This window comes from Burkholderia sp. EMB26 (assembly GCF_024730645.1).
GTDB lineage: Bacteria > Pseudomonadota > Gammaproteobacteria > Burkholderiales > Burkholderiaceae > Burkholderia > Burkholderia cenocepacia.
The window spans coordinates 35,738-52,804 of the sequence record NZ_CP078070.1 but is presented as its reverse complement, the minus strand read 5'-3'; the positions used below and the strand labels follow the sequence as shown (position 1 = coordinate 52,804).

Annotated in this window: 15 protein-coding genes; 10 read left to right on the top strand and 5 right to left on the bottom strand. The window is 68.1% G+C overall.

Translation table 11 applies throughout. The annotated features are described in order from the left end of the window. The first annotated feature begins 14 nt into the window (after positions 1 to 14). The 10 genes from fliQ to KU887_RS00180 all read left to right on the top strand — a co-directional run bounded on the left by fliQ (position 15) and on the right by KU887_RS00180 (position 13,058). Entirely contained in the window at positions 15 to 287 is a 273-nt protein-coding gene (gene fliQ / locus KU887_RS00225) for a flagellar biosynthesis protein FliQ (RefSeq protein WP_006491272.1), read from the top strand. 30 nt (positions 288 to 317) lie between these two features. Beyond that, positions 318 to 1,100, top strand: coding sequence for a flagellar biosynthetic protein FliR (gene fliR, locus KU887_RS00220; protein ID WP_006491278.1), 783 nt, complete (start codon positions 318 to 320; stop codon positions 1,098 to 1,100). 184 nt (positions 1,101 to 1,284) lie between these two features. After that, entirely contained in the window at positions 1,285 to 2,289 is a 1,005-nt protein-coding gene (locus KU887_RS00215; protein ID WP_258251537.1) for an ABC transporter substrate-binding protein, read from the top strand. 110 nt (positions 2,290 to 2,399) lie between these two features. Further along, positions 2,400 to 3,197, top strand: coding sequence for an ABC transporter ATP-binding protein (locus tag KU887_RS00210; RefSeq protein WP_006491292.1), 798 nt, complete (start codon positions 2,400 to 2,402; stop codon positions 3,195 to 3,197). 58 nt (positions 3,198 to 3,255) lie between these two features. Further along, positions 3,256 to 4,104, top strand: a complete 849-nt coding sequence (locus tag KU887_RS00205; protein WP_258251534.1) for an ABC transporter permease — start codon at positions 3,256 to 3,258, stop codon at positions 4,102 to 4,104. An 87-nt stretch (positions 4,105 to 4,191) separates the two neighbouring features. Then, on the top strand, positions 4,192 to 5,559 hold the full coding sequence (locus KU887_RS00200) for a sensor histidine kinase (protein WP_258251532.1): 1,368 nt from the start codon (positions 4,192 to 4,194) through the stop codon (positions 5,557 to 5,559). 13 nt (positions 5,560 to 5,572) lie between these two features. Then, positions 5,573 to 6,250, top strand: coding sequence for a response regulator (locus KU887_RS00195; protein ID WP_006491276.1), 678 nt, complete (start codon positions 5,573 to 5,575; stop codon positions 6,248 to 6,250). Positions 6,251 to 6,532: 282 nt separating this feature from the next. Further along, the gene (locus KU887_RS00190; protein ID WP_077190321.1) at positions 6,533 to 7,660 is read left to right on the top strand and encodes a porin; all 1,128 of its coding nucleotides are present in this window, start codon (positions 6,533 to 6,535) and stop codon (positions 7,658 to 7,660) included. A gap of 347 nt (positions 7,661 to 8,007) precedes the next feature. After that, positions 8,008 to 10,026 (top strand): site-specific DNA-methyltransferase, encoded by a 2,019-nt coding sequence (locus KU887_RS00185; protein ID WP_034178472.1) that lies wholly within the window; start codon positions 8,008 to 8,010, stop codon positions 10,024 to 10,026. Then, positions 10,026 to 13,058 (top strand): type III restriction-modification system endonuclease, encoded by a 3,033-nt coding sequence (locus tag KU887_RS00180; protein WP_006487322.1) that lies wholly within the window; start codon positions 10,026 to 10,028, stop codon positions 13,056 to 13,058. Before KU887_RS00185 ends, KU887_RS00180 begins: the two co-directional genes overlap by 1 nt. Before the next feature lie 266 nt (positions 13,059 to 13,324). Here the strand turns inward: KU887_RS00180 and KU887_RS00175 are convergent, their stop codons facing one another. From KU887_RS00175 to egtB, 5 genes are all read right to left on the bottom strand, one after another. Next, positions 13,325 to 13,699, bottom strand: coding sequence for a hypothetical protein (locus tag KU887_RS00175; RefSeq protein ID WP_048984953.1), 375 nt, complete (start codon positions 13,697 to 13,699; stop codon positions 13,325 to 13,327). A gap of 187 nt (positions 13,700 to 13,886) precedes the next feature. Beyond that, positions 13,887 to 14,141 carry a glycine zipper 2TM domain protein gene (locus KU887_RS00170; protein WP_006487314.1) on the bottom strand — a complete coding sequence of 85 codons (255 nt, stop codon included), beginning with the start codon at positions 14,139 to 14,141 and terminating at the stop codon, positions 13,887 to 13,889. A gap of 53 nt (positions 14,142 to 14,194) precedes the next feature. Next, the gene (locus KU887_RS00165; RefSeq protein WP_006477218.1) at positions 14,195 to 14,497 is read right to left on the bottom strand and encodes a hypothetical protein; all 303 of its coding nucleotides are present in this window, start codon (positions 14,495 to 14,497) and stop codon (positions 14,195 to 14,197) included. Positions 14,498 to 14,793: 296 nt separating this feature from the next. Continuing rightward, a complete protein-coding gene (egtD, locus tag KU887_RS00160; RefSeq protein ID WP_006487311.1) occupies positions 14,794 to 15,807 on the bottom strand; it encodes an L-histidine N(alpha)-methyltransferase in 1,014 nt (337 codons plus the stop codon). Continuing rightward, entirely contained in the window at positions 15,791 to 17,017 is a 1,227-nt protein-coding gene (gene egtB / locus KU887_RS00155) for an ergothioneine biosynthesis protein EgtB (RefSeq protein WP_077056006.1), read from the bottom strand. The genes egtD and egtB overlap by 17 nt, the downstream gene beginning before the upstream one ends. Positions 17,018 to 17,067 lie beyond the last annotated feature (50 nt).

Sequence of the window (17,067 nt, the reverse complement as noted above, 5' to 3'; positions counted from 1 at the left end):
GGAGGAATCACGCGATGACGCCCGAACAAGTGATGACGCTCGCGCATCAGGCGATGATGGTCGGCCTGCTGCTCGCGGCCCCGCTGCTGCTGGTCGCGCTCGCGGTCGGCCTCGTCGTGAGCCTGTTCCAGGCCGCGACGCAGATCAACGAAGCGACGTTGTCGTTCATCCCGAAGCTGCTCGCGGTCGCCGCGACGCTCGTGATCGCCGGCCCGTGGATGCTGACGACGATGCTCGACTACCTGCGGCAGACGCTGCTGCACGTCGCGACACTCGGCGTCGGCTGAGCCGCGCGCCGGCAGCCCCGTTCCGCGACGATGTTCTCGGTTACCTACGCGCAGCTCAACGGCTGGCTCACGGCGTTCCTGTGGCCGTTCGTGCGAATGCTCGCGCTCGTCGCGACGGCGCCCGTCGTCGGCCACGCGGCGGTGCCGGTGCGCGTGAAGATCGGCCTGGCCGCGTTCATGGCGCTGGTCGTCGCGCCGACGCTCGGCGCGATGCCGGACGTCACCGTGTTCTCCGCGCCGGGCATCTGGATCCTCGTCACGCAATTCCTGATCGGCGTCGCGATGGGCTTCACGATGCAGCTCGTGTTCGCGGCCGTCGAGGCGGCCGGCGACTTCATCGGGCTGTCGATGGGCCTCGGCTTCGCGACCTTCTTCGATCCGCACACGAGCGGCGCGACACCCGTGATGGGCCGTTTCCTGAACGCGGTCGCGATGCTCGCGTTCCTCGCGGTGGACGGCCACCTGCAGATGTTCGCGGCGCTCGCCGCGTCGTTCCAGTCGCTGCCGGTGTCGGGCGACCTGCTGCACGCGCCGGGCTGGCGCACGCTCGCCACCTTCGGCGCGGTCGTGTTCGAGATGGGGCTGCTGCTCGCGCTGCCGGTGGTCGCGGCGCTGCTGATCGCGAACCTCGCGCTCGGCATCCTGAACCGCGCGGCGCCGCAGATCGGCGTATTCCAGGTCGGCTTTCCGGTGACGATGCTCGTCGGGCTGTTGCTCGTGCAACTGATGGTGCCGAACCTGGTGCCGTTCGTGTCGCACCTGTTCGACATGGGGCTCGATGCGATGGGGCGGGTGTTGCTCGGCTGGCGCTAGACGCCCCGCGGTCCCCTGTCGACCCGCTTCGGCGCCGGTCGCCCCCATTCCGCCCCCGTTGCTGGAAAACCCCTAAACGAACCGCCGACCCGCGAAAGGTTGCGGAAGGTTTCGCCTCCCTATACTCGTGATGACGATGCAGCAAGCATCGCGCCATACGAATACAACGAAGGAGACGACCCCGATGCGACCCATCCTGCGCACCCTCGCCGTTGCAGCCAGCCTGAGCTGCGCGCTCGCCGCTCATCCCGCGTTCGCCGACGACGGCGGCAAGATCACGATCATGGTCGGCGGGATCGCGAAGCTGATCTACCTGCCCGCGCGGCTCACGCAGGAGCTCGGCAACTTCAAGGCCGAAGGGCTCGACGTCGAGCTGCTGTCGCAGCCGGCCGGCGTCGACGCCGAGAACGAGCTGCTCGCGGGCGCCGTGCAAGGCGTCGTCGGCTTCTACGATCACACCATCGACCTGCAGAGCAAGGGCAAGGACGTGAAGGCGATCGCCGTGTTCGGCCAGGTGCCGGGCGAAGTCGAGATGGTCTCGACCAAGGCCGCGCCGACCTTCAAGTCGATCGCCGACGCGAAGGGCAAGACGCTCGGCGTGACGGGCCTCGGCTCGTCGACGAGCTTCCTCACCCAATACCTTGCGCTGCAGCACGGCGTGCCGTCGACGCAGTACACGATGCTGCCGGTCGGCGCCGACGCGAGCTTCATCGCCGCGATCAAGCAGGGCCGCATCGACGCCGGGATGACGACCGAGCCGACGGTGTCCGCGCTCGAGAAGATGGGCGACGCGAAGGTGCTGGTCGACCTGCGCACGCTGGACGGCACGCGCGCCGCGCTCGGCGGCACCTACCCGGCCGCGAGCCTGTACGTGCAGTCGGCGTGGGCCGATGCGCACAAGGCGGAGGCGACCAAGCTCGCGCACGCGTTCGCGAAGACGATGCAGTTCATCCACACGCACAGCGCCGACGAAATCGCCGCGAAGATGCCGGCCGACTACCAGAAGGACAAGGCGCTGTACGTGGCCGCGCTGAAGGCGTCGCTGCCGATGTACACGGCCGACGGCAAGATGCCGGCCGACGGCCCGGCGACCGTGCTGAAGGTGCTGTCGGCGTTCAACCCGTCGGTGGAGGGCAAGCACATCGACCTGGCGCGCACCTATACGAACGATTTCGTGAACGCGAAGTAAGCCGCGACGCCGGCGGCGGCGATCCCGCCGCCGGGCGTTCCCCGTTCCGGCCCGGTTGACCGGCCCGGCGCCGCCACTGCGACGCCCTCCTCACCCGCAGGATCGATGCGATGAATCAGGCAGTCTCCCCGAGCACACCGGCGATCGAGTTTCGCAATGTGTCGTGCCGCTTCATTTCGCCGGAAGGCAAGGCCACCGTCGCGTTGCGCGACTTCAGCATGAGCGTCGCGCGCGGCGAATTCATCGCGATCGTCGGCCCGACCGGCTGCGGCAAGTCGACCACGCTGAACCTGATCACCGGGCTGCTCAAGCCCGTGTCGGGCGAAGTCCGCGTGATGGGCCGCCCGGTCGACGGGATCGACCCGCGCATCGGCTTCGTGTTCCAGGCCGACGCCGTGTTCCCGTGGCGCAACGTGATCGACAACGTCGCGGCCGGCCCGCTGTTTCGCGGCCGCTCGAAGGACGTCGCGTACGCGCAGGCCGAGGAGTGGATCCGCAAGGTCGGCCTCGACAAGTTCACCAAACACTACCCGCACCAGCTCTCCGGCGGGATGAGAAAGCGCGTCGCGCTCGCGCAGACCTTCATCAACCAGCCGGAGATCCTGCTGATGGACGAGCCGTTCTCCGCGCTCGACATGCAGACCCGCACGCTGATGCAGGACGAGCTGCTGCAGCTGTGGTCCGCGAACAAGGGGTCCGTCGTGTTCGTCACGCACGATCTCGAGGAAGCGATCGCGCTCGCCGACCGCGTGTTCGTGCTGACCGCCCGCCCCGCGACGCTCAAGCGCGTGTATGAAATCGACCTGCCGCGCCCGCGCGTCATGTCGGAAGTGCGCTACGACGCACGCTTCATCGAAATTTCCAAGGACATCTGGCACGACCTGCGCGAAGAAGTGCAGATCGGCTGACGCATACGCCGCACGACAAGCACCGGCAAGAAACAGCAAGGACAGGAGCATGACCGACATGACGCTTCCCACCACCGCCCTTCCGGCGACCACGCTCGAGAACGACGAGCGCGCCGCGCAACGCCGGCTGCGCCGCCGGCGCACGCTGATCGTCACGCTGCGGATCGCCGTACTCGTGATCGTGCTGGGCGGGTGGGAACTCGCCGCCCGGCTGAAATGGATCGATCCGTTCTTCTTCTCGATGCCGTCGCTGATCTTCGCGCAGATCCAGGACTGGTTCGTGAACGGCACGTCGCAGGGTCCGCTGCTCACGCAGGTGTGGGTCACGCTCGAGGAAACCGCGATCGGCTTCCTGATCGGCTCGGTGGCCGGCGTGATCTGCGGGATCGTGCTCGGCCGCAACAAGCTGATGGCCGACGTGTTCGGCCTGTACATCCAGATCGCGAACTCGATTCCGCGCGTCGTGCTCGGCTCGGTGTTCGTGATCGCGCTCGGCCTCGGGATGGCGTCGAAGATCGCGCTGGCCGTCGTGATGGTGTTCTTCGTCGTGTTCGGCAACGCGTTCCAGGGCGTGCGCGAAGCGGATCGCTACCTGATCGCGAACGCGCAGATCCTCGGCGCGTCGCGCCGGCAGATCACCACGTCGGTCGTGATCCCGTCCGCGCTCTCCTGGATTCTCGCGAGCCTGCACGTGAGCTTCGGCTTCGCGCTGGTCGGTGCGGTGGTCGGCGAATTCCTGGGTTCCAAGCAAGGGATCGGGCTGTTAATCTCCACCGCCCAGGGCGCGTTCAACGCGAGCGGCGTGTTCGCGGCGATGATCGTGCTGGCCGTGGTCGCGCTGGCCGCCGACTACCTGCTGACGCGGATCGAGAAGCGGCTGCTGAAGTGGCGCCCCGCGGCGTTCTGAACGCCGCCCGCCGGCGCCTGACATGACACCCCGACCGCGCCGGCGACCCCGGCGCGGTTCGGCATTTCCGGGAAGGAGCGCAACAGGATGGCGCACAGCCTGCGCGGACGACTGCTGTGGTGGCTGCTGCTGCCGCTCGCGGTATTCGTGCTGATCGCCGGCGCGATGTCGTACGACACCGCGCGGACCACGGCCGCGCTCGTGCAGGACAGCGCGCTCGTCGCGTCCGCGCGCACGATCGGCGAGGACGTCGAATGGCGCAACGGCCGGCCGGCGGCCGATGTGCCGCCCGCCGCGCTGGAGATCTTCGAATCGCCGTCGGGCGACTCGGTGTTCTACAAGGTGATCGACGGCCACGACCGCCTGCTCGCCGGCAATCCGGCGCTCGACCTGCCCGCGCGGCACGGCATCGAGCCGACGCTGTACGACACGTCGCTCGACGGCGTGCCGCTGCGCGCGGTGGCCTACGACCGCCAGCTGTACGACGAGGGGCAGGTCGAGACGGTCACCGTGGTCGTCGCGAAAACGACGCGTTCGTACGGCGCGATGGTCGCGACGATCTGGCGGCCGCAGCTCGTGCGCCTGTCCCTGATGCTGGTGCTCGCGGTGGTGCTCGTCTATCTCGGCCTCACCTTCGAGCTGCGCCCGCTGATGAAGCTGAAGGACGACGTGGCCGACCGCGGGCCGATGGAACTCGAGCCGATCCGCCCGGAGCGGCTGCAATACGAACTGCGGCCGATCGTCGACGCGATCAACCAGTGCATCGCGCGCCTGAACACGCACACGGCCACGCAGCGCCGCTTCATCGCGGATGCCGCGCACCAGCTGCGCACGCCGATCGCGGTGCTCGACACGCAGATCCAGTACGCGCAGCAGCGCGGCAACGACGATCGTGAACTCGCGTCGGTGCTCGACAGCATGCAGCGCAGCAGCCGCAAGATGGCCGACGTGACCGACAAGCTGCTGCTGCTCGCGCACGCGGAAGCGACGCCGTCGACGCTCCTGACCCAGCGCGTCGACCTGGCCGCGGTGGTGTCGAGCGTGCTGGAGGAGACGATCGTGCTCGCGCAGCGGCGTGACATCGACCTCGGCGCGGATCTCGGCGAGCGGCTCGACGTCGCGGGCAGCGACAGCCTGCTCACCGCGCTGGTGATGAACCTCGTCGACAACGCGGTGCGCTACACCCAGCCGGGCGGCTGCGTGACGGTCTGCGCGCGGCGCGACGGCGAGGCGATCGTGCTCGACGTGGTCGACGACGGCCCCGGCATCCCGGCCGAAGCGCGACCGCACGTATTCAAGCGGTTCTACCGCGTGTCGGCCGACACCGACGGCTCGGGCCTCGGGCTCGCGATCGTCCGCGAGATCGCGCAGGCGCACGGCGGCAGCGTGTCGCTCGCGCCGGGGCCCGGCAATCGCGGTGTCGTCGTGACCGTGCGGTTGCCCGCTTTCGATTGAAGAGAACGCCGTCATGAAACTTTTGCTGGTCGAAGACAACGCCGAGCTCGCGCACTGGATCGTGAACCTGCTGCGCGGCGAGGATTTCGCGGTCGACTGCGTCGGCGACGGCGAACGGGCCGACACGGTGCTCAAGACCGAACGCTACGACGCGGTGCTGCTCGACATGCGCCTGCCCGGCATCAGCGGCAAGGAAGTGCTCGCGCGGCTGCGGCGCCGCAACGACAACGTACCGGTGCTGATGCTGACCGCGCACGGCTCGGTCGACGACAAGGTCGACTGCTTCGGCGCGGGCGCCGACGATTACGTCGTGAAGCCGTTCGAGTCGCGCGAGCTGGTGGCGCGCATCCGTGCGCTGATCCGCCGGCAGGCCGGCGTCGGCACGACCCAGCTCGTGTGCGGCGACCTCGTCTATGCGTTCGGCACGCGCGAATTCCGCTGTGGCGACGCGGTGCTCGCGCTGCGCCGCCGCGAGCACGCGATCCTCGAAACGCTGATGTTGCAGCAGAACAAGACGGTGTCGAAGGCGCGACTGATGGACAGCGTGTTCGCGCTCGACGACGAGCCCAGCGCCGACGCGATCGACATCTACATCCACCGGCTGCGCAAGCATCTCGCCGGCAGCACGGCCGAGATCATCACGCTGCGCGGGCTCGGCTACATCCTGCGCATGAAGAGCGCGCACGATTGACGCGGCGCGCTTCCCGCCTTCCGCACATCAATTCGTAGCGCGAATCATCATCGAAGCCTGCCCGACGTCCGGCAGAACCGCTTCCGCACGCGTGCCCGATCCGTGATGGCTGCGCGTTCGGTGTTTTCACCGATCCGATTCTTTCCGCCGGGAAAGCGCCGTGAAGGATTGCCCCCTCTACGATGCTATGCGTCGGCCCGCTCGCTGTGGCCGGCAAGAGTCGGCATACATTACGTACTGCCAACGACAGGATTTCAATGCGGCAGCTCGGAGGAGACGATCTTGAAACGAAAAACCCTTGCCCTTTCCATCGCGGCGGCGGGCCTGTGCGCCGGCCACGCGCATGCGCAGTCGAGCGTGCAGCTCTACGGCCTGATGGACCTGAGCTTTCCGACCTACCGGACCCATGCCGATGCGAACGGCAAGCACGTGATCGGGATGGGCAACGAAGGCGAACCGTGGTTCAGCGGCAGCCGCTGGGGCCTGAAAGGCGCTGAAGACATCGGCGGCGGCACGAAGATCATCTTCCGCCTGGAAAGCGAATTCGTGGTCGCGAACGGCCAGATGGAAGACGAAGGCCAGATCTTCGACCGCGACGCGTGGGTCGGCGTCGAGGACGAGCGCTTCGGCAAGCTGACGGCCGGCTTCCAGAACACGATCGCACGCGATGCGGCGACGATCTACGGCGACGCGTACGGCTCCGCGAAGCTGTCGACCGAGGAAGGCGGCTGGACCAACTCGAACAACTTCAAGCAGATGATCTTCTACGCGGCCGGCCCGACCGGCACGCGCTACAACAACGGCATCGCGTGGAAGAAGCTGTTCAGCAACGGCATCTTCGCGAGCGCCGGCTACCAGTTCAGCAACTCGACGTCGTTCGCGACCGGCTCCGCGTACCAGGCCGCGCTCGGCTACAACGGCGGGCCGTTCGCCGTGTCGGGCTTCTACAACCACGTGAACCACAACGGCTTCCGGAACCAGACGTTCTCGGTCGGCGGCAACTACACGTTCGACATCGTGCGCCTGAATGCCGGCTACTTCCGCTACAACGGCGACCAGGGCCCGCTCGGCCAGCGTCACGACGATTCGTGGACGGTGTCGATGAAGATCGCGCCGAAGGGCGCGCTCGACTACGAGCTCGGCTACCAGCAGATGCGCATCAAGAACGCCGCGAACAACGCGGACGGCTTCACGCCGAACGCCAACCTCGGCGCGTTCAGCCTGACCAACGGCGTCGCCAACGGTTTCAAGGAGACGATCTACGGGTCGGTGTTCTATCACCTGAGCAAGCGCACCGAGGTGTACCTGGCCGGCGACTACATGAAGCTGCACGGCGGCTACACGGTGTCGTCGACGTTCGGCGCGAAGAACCAGCTCGAACTGACGTCGGGCATCCGCACGCGCTTCTGACCCGAGGCGGTCATCCGGGCGGGGCCCGCCGGGCCCTGCCGCACCCTCCATCCGGGATTCTCCATGCGGGCACGCCGGCGCTTTGCGTCGACCGTGCCCTTTTTTTCGTCCTGTTTCAGCCTTTTCGCGGCGCCGTCGCGCGCCCGCCGGCCGCCCCGCGCGACAACCGGCCCGAACCCGCTCGCGGCCCGTCCGGCGGGCGATCGCGGCCGATGCGCACGCGCCCGGCCCACATCGGCGCTTGACCTGCGCCGACCGACTCGCTAGCGTTTCGGGTTTGCCCGGGCGGCCGTTGCCGCCGGTGCCGTGAGCGCGCCCGACGTCCTGGCGCGCGCGGCCGGGTTCCGATGGAAAAGACGATGCAGAAACTCGATGCGGCCAGCCCGCAGGCGATGTCGACGGATTTCACCGCCGACAACGTCGCGCGCCTGAAGGCGCTGTTCCCCGAACTCGTGACCGAAGGCCCGCACGGCGCGTCGGTCGACGTCGACGTGCTGAAGGCGCTGGTCGGCGAGCGCACGGTCGGCGACGCCGACGAGCGCTACGGCTTCCACTGGCACGGCAAGCGCGCCGCGCGCCAGGCCGCGCTCACGCCGTCGACGGGCACGCTGCGGCCCTGCCCCGACGACAGCGTCGCGTGGGACGACACGCGCCATCTGGTGATCGAGGGCGACAACCTCGACGTGATGAAGCTGCTGCACAAGAGCTACGCCGGCAAGGTGAAGCTCGTCTACATCGATCCGCCGTACAACACCGGCAGCGATTTCGTCTATCCGGACGACTTCAGCGACAGCATCCGCCACTACCTGGCGATGACGGGCCAGACCGAAGCCGGCGTGAAGCGCAGCACCAACACCGAGGCGAACGGCCGGTTCCACACCGACTGGCTGAACATGATGTATCCGCGCCTGAAGCTCGCGCACGCGCTGCTGTCCGACGAAGGGCTGATCGCGGTGCACATCGACGAGCACGAAGTGCATGCGCTGGTGCTGATGCTGCGCGAGATCTTCGGCGAGGAAAACGAGCTCGGCGTGGCCGTGTGGGACAAGCGCAACCCGAAGGGCGACGCGCGCGGCGTCGCGTACCAGCACGAATCGCTGGTGCTGTTCGCGCGCAACGCCGAGACGCTGCTCGAACGGGCGCCGCTCAAGCGCCCGAAGCGCAACGCGCAGCGCATGCTCGACGCCGCGCACGACGCGGTGTACCGCAGTGGCAACCCGAAGGACGCGCAGAAGGCGTACCGCGCGTGGATGAAGGCGCAGACCAACCTGTCCGGCGGCGAGGTGATGTACGACCGGCTGTCCGCGGAAGGCCGCGTGTACCGCCTCGTGTCGATGGCCTGGCCGAACAAGAAGAAGGCGCCCGAAGAATATTTCACGCCGCTGATCCACCCGGTCACCGGCAAGCCGTGCGCGATGCCGGCGCGCGGCTGGCGCAACCCGCCGGCGACGATGCAGGCGCTGCTCGAACGCGGCCAGATCGAATTCGGCCCGGATGAAACCACGCAGCCGCAGCGGATCTACTACCTCGACGAGAACATGTACGAGAACGTGCCGTCGGTGCTGCCGTTCGCCGGCTCCGACGACGCGCTGCTGAAGACGCTCGGCATCCCGTTCGACCTGCCGAAGCCGGTCGACTTCGCGGCGGCCGTGATCGGCTGGTGCACGCGCGGCGACGACATCGTGCTCGACTGCTTCGCCGGCTCCGGCTCGACCGGCCACGCTGTCATGCAGGTGAACGCGACCGACGGCGGCGCGCGCCGCTACATCCTCGTGCAGCTGCCCGAGGCGCTCGACCGCCGCGACAAGACGCAGACGGCCGCCGCCGATTTCTGCGCGAAGCTGAAAAAGCCGCTGACGCTCGCGGAAATCACGAAGGAACGCCTGCGCCGCGCCGCGCAGCAGGTCGCGCGCGACTATCCGGAAAGCTATGGCGACCTCGGCTTTCGCGTGTACCGGCTCGACACGACCAACGTGATCGAGTGGGACCCGCGCCGCGACGACTTCGACCATGCGCTCTTCGCGTCCGTCGAACACGTGAAGACCGGGCGCACCGAGGACGACCTGCTCGCCGAGCTGACGCTGAAGCTCGGCCTCGATCTGTGCACGCCGGTCGAGCATCACCAGGTGGCCGGCAAGACGGTGCACCTGATCGGCCGCGCGATCGTCGCGTGCTTCGATGCGCGCCTGTCGCGCGACGACGCGGGCCCGCTCGCCGACGGCATCGTCGACCTGCTCGACGCTACCGGCGCGTCGCGCGACGTCACGTGCCTGTTCCGCGACAGCGGCTTCGTCGACGACGTCGCGAAGCTCAATCTCGCCGCGCTGCTCGAACAGCACGGCGTGAAGCGCGTGCGGAGCCTGTGATGCGGCTGCATTTCGAAGCGGATCTCGACTACCAGCGCGAGGCGATCGACGCCGTGTGCGACCTGTTTCGCGGCCAGGAATCGTATCGCGGCGACTTCAGCGTGCTCGCGAACGCCGCGCCCGGCACGACGGCCGCCGCGCAAGGCTCGCTCGGCTTCGCGGTGTCGGAGCAAGGCGTCGGCAACCGGCTGTCGCTGACCGACGACGCGCTCGCGCGCAATCTCGCCGACGTCCAGCTGCGCGGCGGGCTGCCGCCGTCCGGCCTGCCCGGCTCGCGCGACTTCACCGTCGAGATGGAGACCGGCACCGGCAAGACCTACGTGTACCTGCGCACGATCTTCGAGCTGAACCGCCGCTACGGCTTCACGAAATTCGTGATCGTCGTGCCGTCGATCGCGATCAAGGAAGGCGTGCACAAGACGCTCGCGATCACCGAGGATCACTTCCGCGCGCTGTACGCGGGCGTGCCGTACGACTACTTCCTGTACGACTCCGCGAAGCTCGGCCAGGTGCGCCACTTCGCGGCGAGCGCGGCGATCCAGATCATGGTGATGACGGTCGCCGCGATCAACAAGAAAGAGATCAACAACCTCTACAAGGACAGCGAGAAGACCGGCGGCGAGAAGCCGATCGACCTGATCCGCGCGACGCGGCCGATCGTGATCGTCGACGAGCCGCAAAGCGTCGACGGCGGCCTCGAAGGGCGCGGGCGCGAAGCGCTCGCCGCGATGGCGCCGCTCTGCACGCTGCGCTATTCGGCCACCCACGTCGACCGTCACCACATGGTGTACCGGCTCGATGCGGTCGACGCGTACGAGCGCAAGCTCGTCAAGCAGATCGAGATCGCGTCGGCGATCGTCGAGGATGCGCACAACAAGCCGTACGTGCGGCTCGTCGGCGTGTCGAACCGGCGCGGCGCGATCAGCGCGCGCGTCGAACTCGACGTCGCGACGGCGGCCGGTGTGAAGCGCCAGATCGTGTCGGCCACCGACGGCGACGATCTCGAGCGCCTGACCAAGCGCGCGCTGTATGCGGGGCTGCGGATCGGCGAAGTGCATGCGGTCAAGGGCGCCGAATACGTCGAGCTGCGCCATCCGGAAGGCGAGGCGTTCCTGTCGCTCGGCGAGGCGTTCGGCGACATCGACACGCTCGCCGTGCAGCGCGAGATGATCCGCCGCACGATCCGCGAGCATCTCGACAAGGAGCTGCGTCTGGCCGAGCGCGGCGTGAAGGTGCTGTCGCTGTTCTTCGTCGACTCGGTCGAGCGCTATCGCCGCTACGACGAGAACGGCATGCCCGTGAAGGGCGACTACGCGCTGATCTTCGAAGAGGAATATGCGCGCGCGGCCCGCGTACCGGCCTACCGTGCGCTGTTCGACGGCGTCGACATCGCCCTCGAGGTCGAGCGTGCGCACAACGGCTACTTCTCGATCGACCGCAAGGGCGGCTGGACCGACACGAGCGAAAGCAGCGCGGCGGCCCGCGAGAACGCGGAGCGCGCATACGGCCTGATCATGCGCGAGAAGGAAGCGCTGCTGTCGTTCGACACGCCGCTGAAGTTCATCTTCTCGCACTCGGCGCTGAAGGAAGGCTGGGACAACCCGAACGTGTTCCAGATATGCACGCTGCGCGACATCCAGACCGAACGCGAGCGCCGTCAGACGCTCGGCCGCGGGCTGCGCCTCGCCGTCGACCAGGACGGCGAACGCGTGCGCGACGCGGGCGTCAACACGCTCACCGTGATCGCGACCGAGCGCTACGAGTCGTTCGCGGAAAATCTCCAGAAGGAAATCGAGGCCGATACGGGCATCCGCTTCGGGATCGTCGAGCAACACCAGTTCGCGGCGCTGCCCGTGCAGGAAGACGATGGCCCCGCGCATGCGCTCGGCATCGAGCTGTCGCGCGTGCTGTGGAACCATCTGCACGAGCAGGGCTACGTCGACGCGCAGGGCAAGGTGCTCGACCGGCTGAAGGATGCGCTGCGCCAGAGCGCGCTCGTGCTGCCGGACGCGTTCGAGCGGCTGCGCGCGCCGATCGTCGCGACGCTGCGCAAGCTGTCCGGCCGCTTCGCGGTGCGCAACGCCGACGAGCGCCGCGCGATCGCGTTGCGGCGCGATGCGTCGGGCAAGGCCGTCGTGTTCGGCGAGGATTTCCGCGCGCTGTGGGATCGCATTCGCCATCGCACCGTGTACCGCGTCGAGTTCGACAACGCGAAGCTGGTGCGCGACTGCACGGCCGCGTTGCGCGACGCGCCGGACATCGCACGGGCGCGGCTGCAGTGGCGCAAGGCCGAGATCGACATCGGCAAGGCCGGCATCGAGGCGATCGAGGTGGCCGGCGCCGGCACCGTGCTGCTCGACGAAGGCGAATTGCCGCTGCCCGACCTGCTCACCGAGCTGCAGGACCGCACGCAGCTCACGCGTCGCTCGCTCGCGACGATCCTCGCGGACAGCGGCCGGCTCGACGATTTCCGCGTGAATCCGCAGCAGTTCATCGCGGTCGCGGCCGATGCGATCAACCGCTGCAAGCGGCTCGCGCTCGTCGCGGGCATCGCGTACCGCAAGCTCGGCGAGCGCCACGTGCATGCGCTCGAATCGTTCGAGAGCGAGGCGCTGACCGGCTACCTGCGCAACCTGCGGCCGGACGCGCGCAAGTCGATCCACGAAGCGGTGGTGTGCGAGACGGACGCCGAGCGCGCGTTCGCCGATGCGCTCGAAGCGCACGACGGCGTGAAGCTGTACGCGAAGCTGCCGGCGTGGTTCCGCGTGCAGACGCCGCTCGGCAGCTATCACCCGGACTGGGCCGTGCTTGCGGAACAGGACGGCGGCGAGCGGCTGTACTTCGTCGTCGATACGCCGAATGCCGACGGCCACGTGCCGAGCGAGCACGAGCGCGCGAAGCTCGCGTGCGGCGACGCGCATTTCCGCGCGCTGGTCGATGGCGACGACGCGGCGCGCTTCGTGCGCGTCGGGCGGGCGGATGCGTTGTTCGAATCGGCCTCCGGTGCGCCGCCGGCGGGCGGCGGGCGGTAAGACGAAGGGCGGCGACGAGCCGCCCTTTTTTTCGGCGTGGCTCGGCTTTTATCGATCGTGCCGGGTGCCCGCGTGTCGCCTGTTGCTCCGGCCGGTTTTCATCCTGTCATTCGCGTGAAAGCAATCCGTATTCTCGCGGGCGGGCTCGGCGGTTACGGCTGGTTGCAAATCGGGTCGGCACGATGTTTCCGGTCGCCAGCCACGTTGCGTTTTCACCATGAAAAAAGGGCGCCGAAGCGCCCTTCTCCTGCATTCGCTGGCCGTGCTTACAGCGTGCGGCCGAATGCGTTGCGATGCGAATGATGCGTGGACGTCGACGCATGGGCGGTATGGCCATGCGCGTGCGAGTGACCGCGGCCCGGCTGCGTGCCGGCGCGATCGGCGATCGTGTCGGAACGGTCGGCCGCGCGCGCGAGGCCCTTGTCGCGGTCGCCCGCGTGCATGCCGTTCGAGTTGCTCAGCGCCTGGCCGCTCATGTGGCCGCCGGACATGCCGCCCGCGTTGCCGCCCGAGCCGCCTGCGCCATGACCGCCGCCGTTGCCCCCGCCACCGCCATTGCCGCCGGCCGCCGCATGGGCGGACACCGAGCCGAGCGCGAGCAGCGCGGCCGTCAGGACGGACAGATATCGTTGCTGTTTCATCTGGTGCTCCCTGGAGCGCGTTTGTGTGACTGCATTTTATGAACGAGCGACATTCGCGCCACACGACGTTGTAAATGATCGTAACGACGCGTGCGGCACGCATTCGTCGGATCAATTCGGTGCGCGCATGAGCGCCGGAACGAAGCACCGGAGCGACGCCACGGCATCGCCCCGGCAACGAGGTCGCTTACTGCGCCGGCTGCATGCCCTGCACGGCGGCCTTGTGCTGCGCGGCCTGCTCTTGCGCCTGCTTCTTCGCCATGTGATGGCCGACGATACAGCCGCCGACCGCGCCAACCACCGCGTGGTGTCCCGCGTAGTGGCCGGCCACCCCGCCGACCACCGCGCCCTTCATGCAACCCGCCGCGTGCGCGCTGCCGATCGTTGCGAGCGCAACGACTGCGGCGGTTGCATACCGTCCGATGTACCGGATGGGATTCATGTGATCACTCTCCTCAGGTCGTCGTGATCAGTGCGCTCGTGAGCCGGTCGCGCTCAGTCCCAACGGCCGCGCCAGCCGCCACCGTCACGCCAGGCGCGCTCGCGCCACTCGTGCTCGCGCCATTCACGGCGGCGCCACTCGTGTTCACGCCACTGACGCGCACGCCAGTCGTCATCGCGATAGCCGACCGGCGCGTACATCACCGGCGGCGGCGGCGCGACGTAGACCGGCGCCGGCGCCGTGTAGACGCCCGGCACGCCGATGCCGACCGACAGGTCGACGTGGGCCGATGCGACGCCCGAGGCTGCCAGCGCCGCTACACCGAGAACTGCACCGAGAATCAGTTTCTTGCTCATCTCGCGACTCCCTGCACGTGTCGTGCTTCATGTGAATACGGTTCGGAGTCTAGGCACCGGACGCTGACACAGGTGAAACGGGTATGCGAGACAGGTAACGGACGTTTACGGGTGCCCGCAAAGCCTTGCGGGACAAGGAAGAGGCGGCGTTCCACACCCCGTTGCAACGATGCGTCGGGTCGGTAAAAAGGGGAATTTTCGGCACGAAACCGGGCAACGGGATCGAACCCGCCGGTGGGCATCGCGAGCGAACCGCCCTCACCTTCGCGGCGCGAGCGGTTCGCAGCAGCGCTGCGTTACGCGCGGATATCGTCGACGCTGCGCAGCCAGTGGACGCTGAACAGGTGGTCCGCGTCGGTCCACACGGTATCGGGTTCGAACCCGGCGCGGCGCGCCATCGCATGAAAGCCGTCGATCGTGAACTTGTGCGAATTCTCCGTATGGATGCGTTCGCCGGCTTCGAAGCGGAACGTATGGCCGCGCACGTGCACGGTCTGCGCGACATCGCTGACGAGATGCATCTCGATGCGCTGCCGCCCGCGATCGTAGAACGCGCAGTGCGAGAACGCGTCGACGTCGAAGTCCGCGCCGAGCTCCGCGTTCGCGCGCACCAGCAGGTTCAGGTTGAACTGCGCGGTCACGCCCTGCGCGTCGTTGTACGCGTGATGCAGCGTACGCTCGTCCTTCACGAGATCGGCGCCGACCAGCAGGCCGCCGCCGCGCAGCAGCCGCGCCGCGTCGCGCAGGAACGTGTCGGCCTCTTCCGGCGAGAAGTTGCCGATCGTCGAGCCGGGAAAGAAGCCGATGCGCCGCCGCGGCGTCTCGGTCAGCGCGGCCAGTTGCTCGGCCTTCGTGTAGTCGGCCGCGAGCGGCGCGACGTCGAGCCACGGATAGGCCGCCCGCAGCCGCGCGGCCGCGCCGTGCAGGTAATCGGCGGAGATGTCGACCGGCACGTAGCGCGCCGGTGCGTTCGCGTAATTGTTCGCGAATGCGTCGAGCAGCACGCGGATCTTCTCGAGCGAACCCGCGCCGAACTCGACGATGTCCGCATGCGGGCCGACGCGCTGCACGATCTCGGCCGCGCGATCGCGCAGGATGCCGAGCTCGGTGCGCGTCGGATAGTACTCGGGCAGTTCGCAAATGCGGTCGAACAGCGCGGAGCCGGCTGCATCGTAGAAGTATTTCGGCGGGATGCTGCGCGGCGTGCGCGACAGTCCGTCGATCAGGTCGCGCTCGAACGCGCTCGGCCGCGAATCGCGGGCGGGTTGCAGGCCACCGCTCGTGGCCGTCAGGTCAGACGTCTCGCGCAAGTCGCACTCCCGTGAATTGCCAGCGTGCCGCCGGCGGAAAGAAATTGCGGTACGTCGGCCGTTCGTGCCCGGGCGGCGTCGCGATGCTGCTGCCGCGCAGGACCTGCTGGCCGACCATGAACTTGCCGTTGTATTCGGCCGCGACCCCGGCGAGCGGCCGAAAGCCCGGATACGGCTCGTAGGACGACCGCGTCCACTGCCACACGTGGCCGAGCATCTGCCGGATACCGTCGGCCGCGAACGCGGTTTCCCATTCGAATTCGGTCGGCAGCCGCGCGCCGGCCCATTCCGCATACGCGGCCGCTTCGTAGAAGCTCACGTGGCACACCGGCGCGTCGGGTGCGAGCGGCTCGACGCCGTGCAGGCCGAAGGTCCGCCGCACGCGCGTGGCGGCCGCATCGTCGTCGTCCGGCATCCAGTACGCGGGCCCTTGCCACCCTTCCCGCTGCACCATGGCCCAGCCGTCGGACAGCCAGAATTCGGGGCGCGTATAGCCGCCATCGGCGACGAACGCCGCGAATTCCGCGTTCGTCACGAGGCGATTCGCGATCTCGTACGGCCGCACGAGCGCGGTGTGACGCGGCCGTTCGTTGTCGAACGAGAACGCGTCGCCATCGTGGCCGATCTCGACGAGCCCGCCGGGCTGGTGCAGCCAGCGCAACGGGCCGGCGTCGCCCGCGGCGAGCGCGCATCCGGCTTCGTCGCCCGTGCGCGGCCGGAATGCCGGCCGCAACGGGTTGCACGAGAACGCATGGAGCATGTCGGTGACGATCAGTTCCTGATGCTGCTGCTCGTGATGCAGGCCGAGCACGAGCTCGGGCGCGATCGCGTCGAGCAGCGCCGCATCGGCGCCGGCCAGCGCGCGCAGCATCGCATCGTCGACGTATTGCCGATATGCATGCACCTCGTCGAGCGATGGACGCGTGAGCAGCCCGCGCTGCGGCCGCGGATGGCGCGGGCCGAGCGCTTCGTAATAGGAATTGAAGAGGAACTGGAATGCGTCGTCGAACGGCGCGTAGCCGGGCACGCGGCGCATCAGCACGACGGTTTCGAAGAACCAGGTCGTATGCGCGAGGTGCCATTTCGTCGGACTCGCGTCCGGCATCGACTGCACGGCCTGGTCTTCGGCGGACAGCGTCGCGGTCAGCGCGACGCTATGGGCGCGCACGTCCTGGTAACGGCGCTGAAGCTGGGATGCAAGAAGGCTCATCGGTTTACCGTCCACGTCGCGATTCGCTGCGTTGCGTTGCCGGAAAAGGG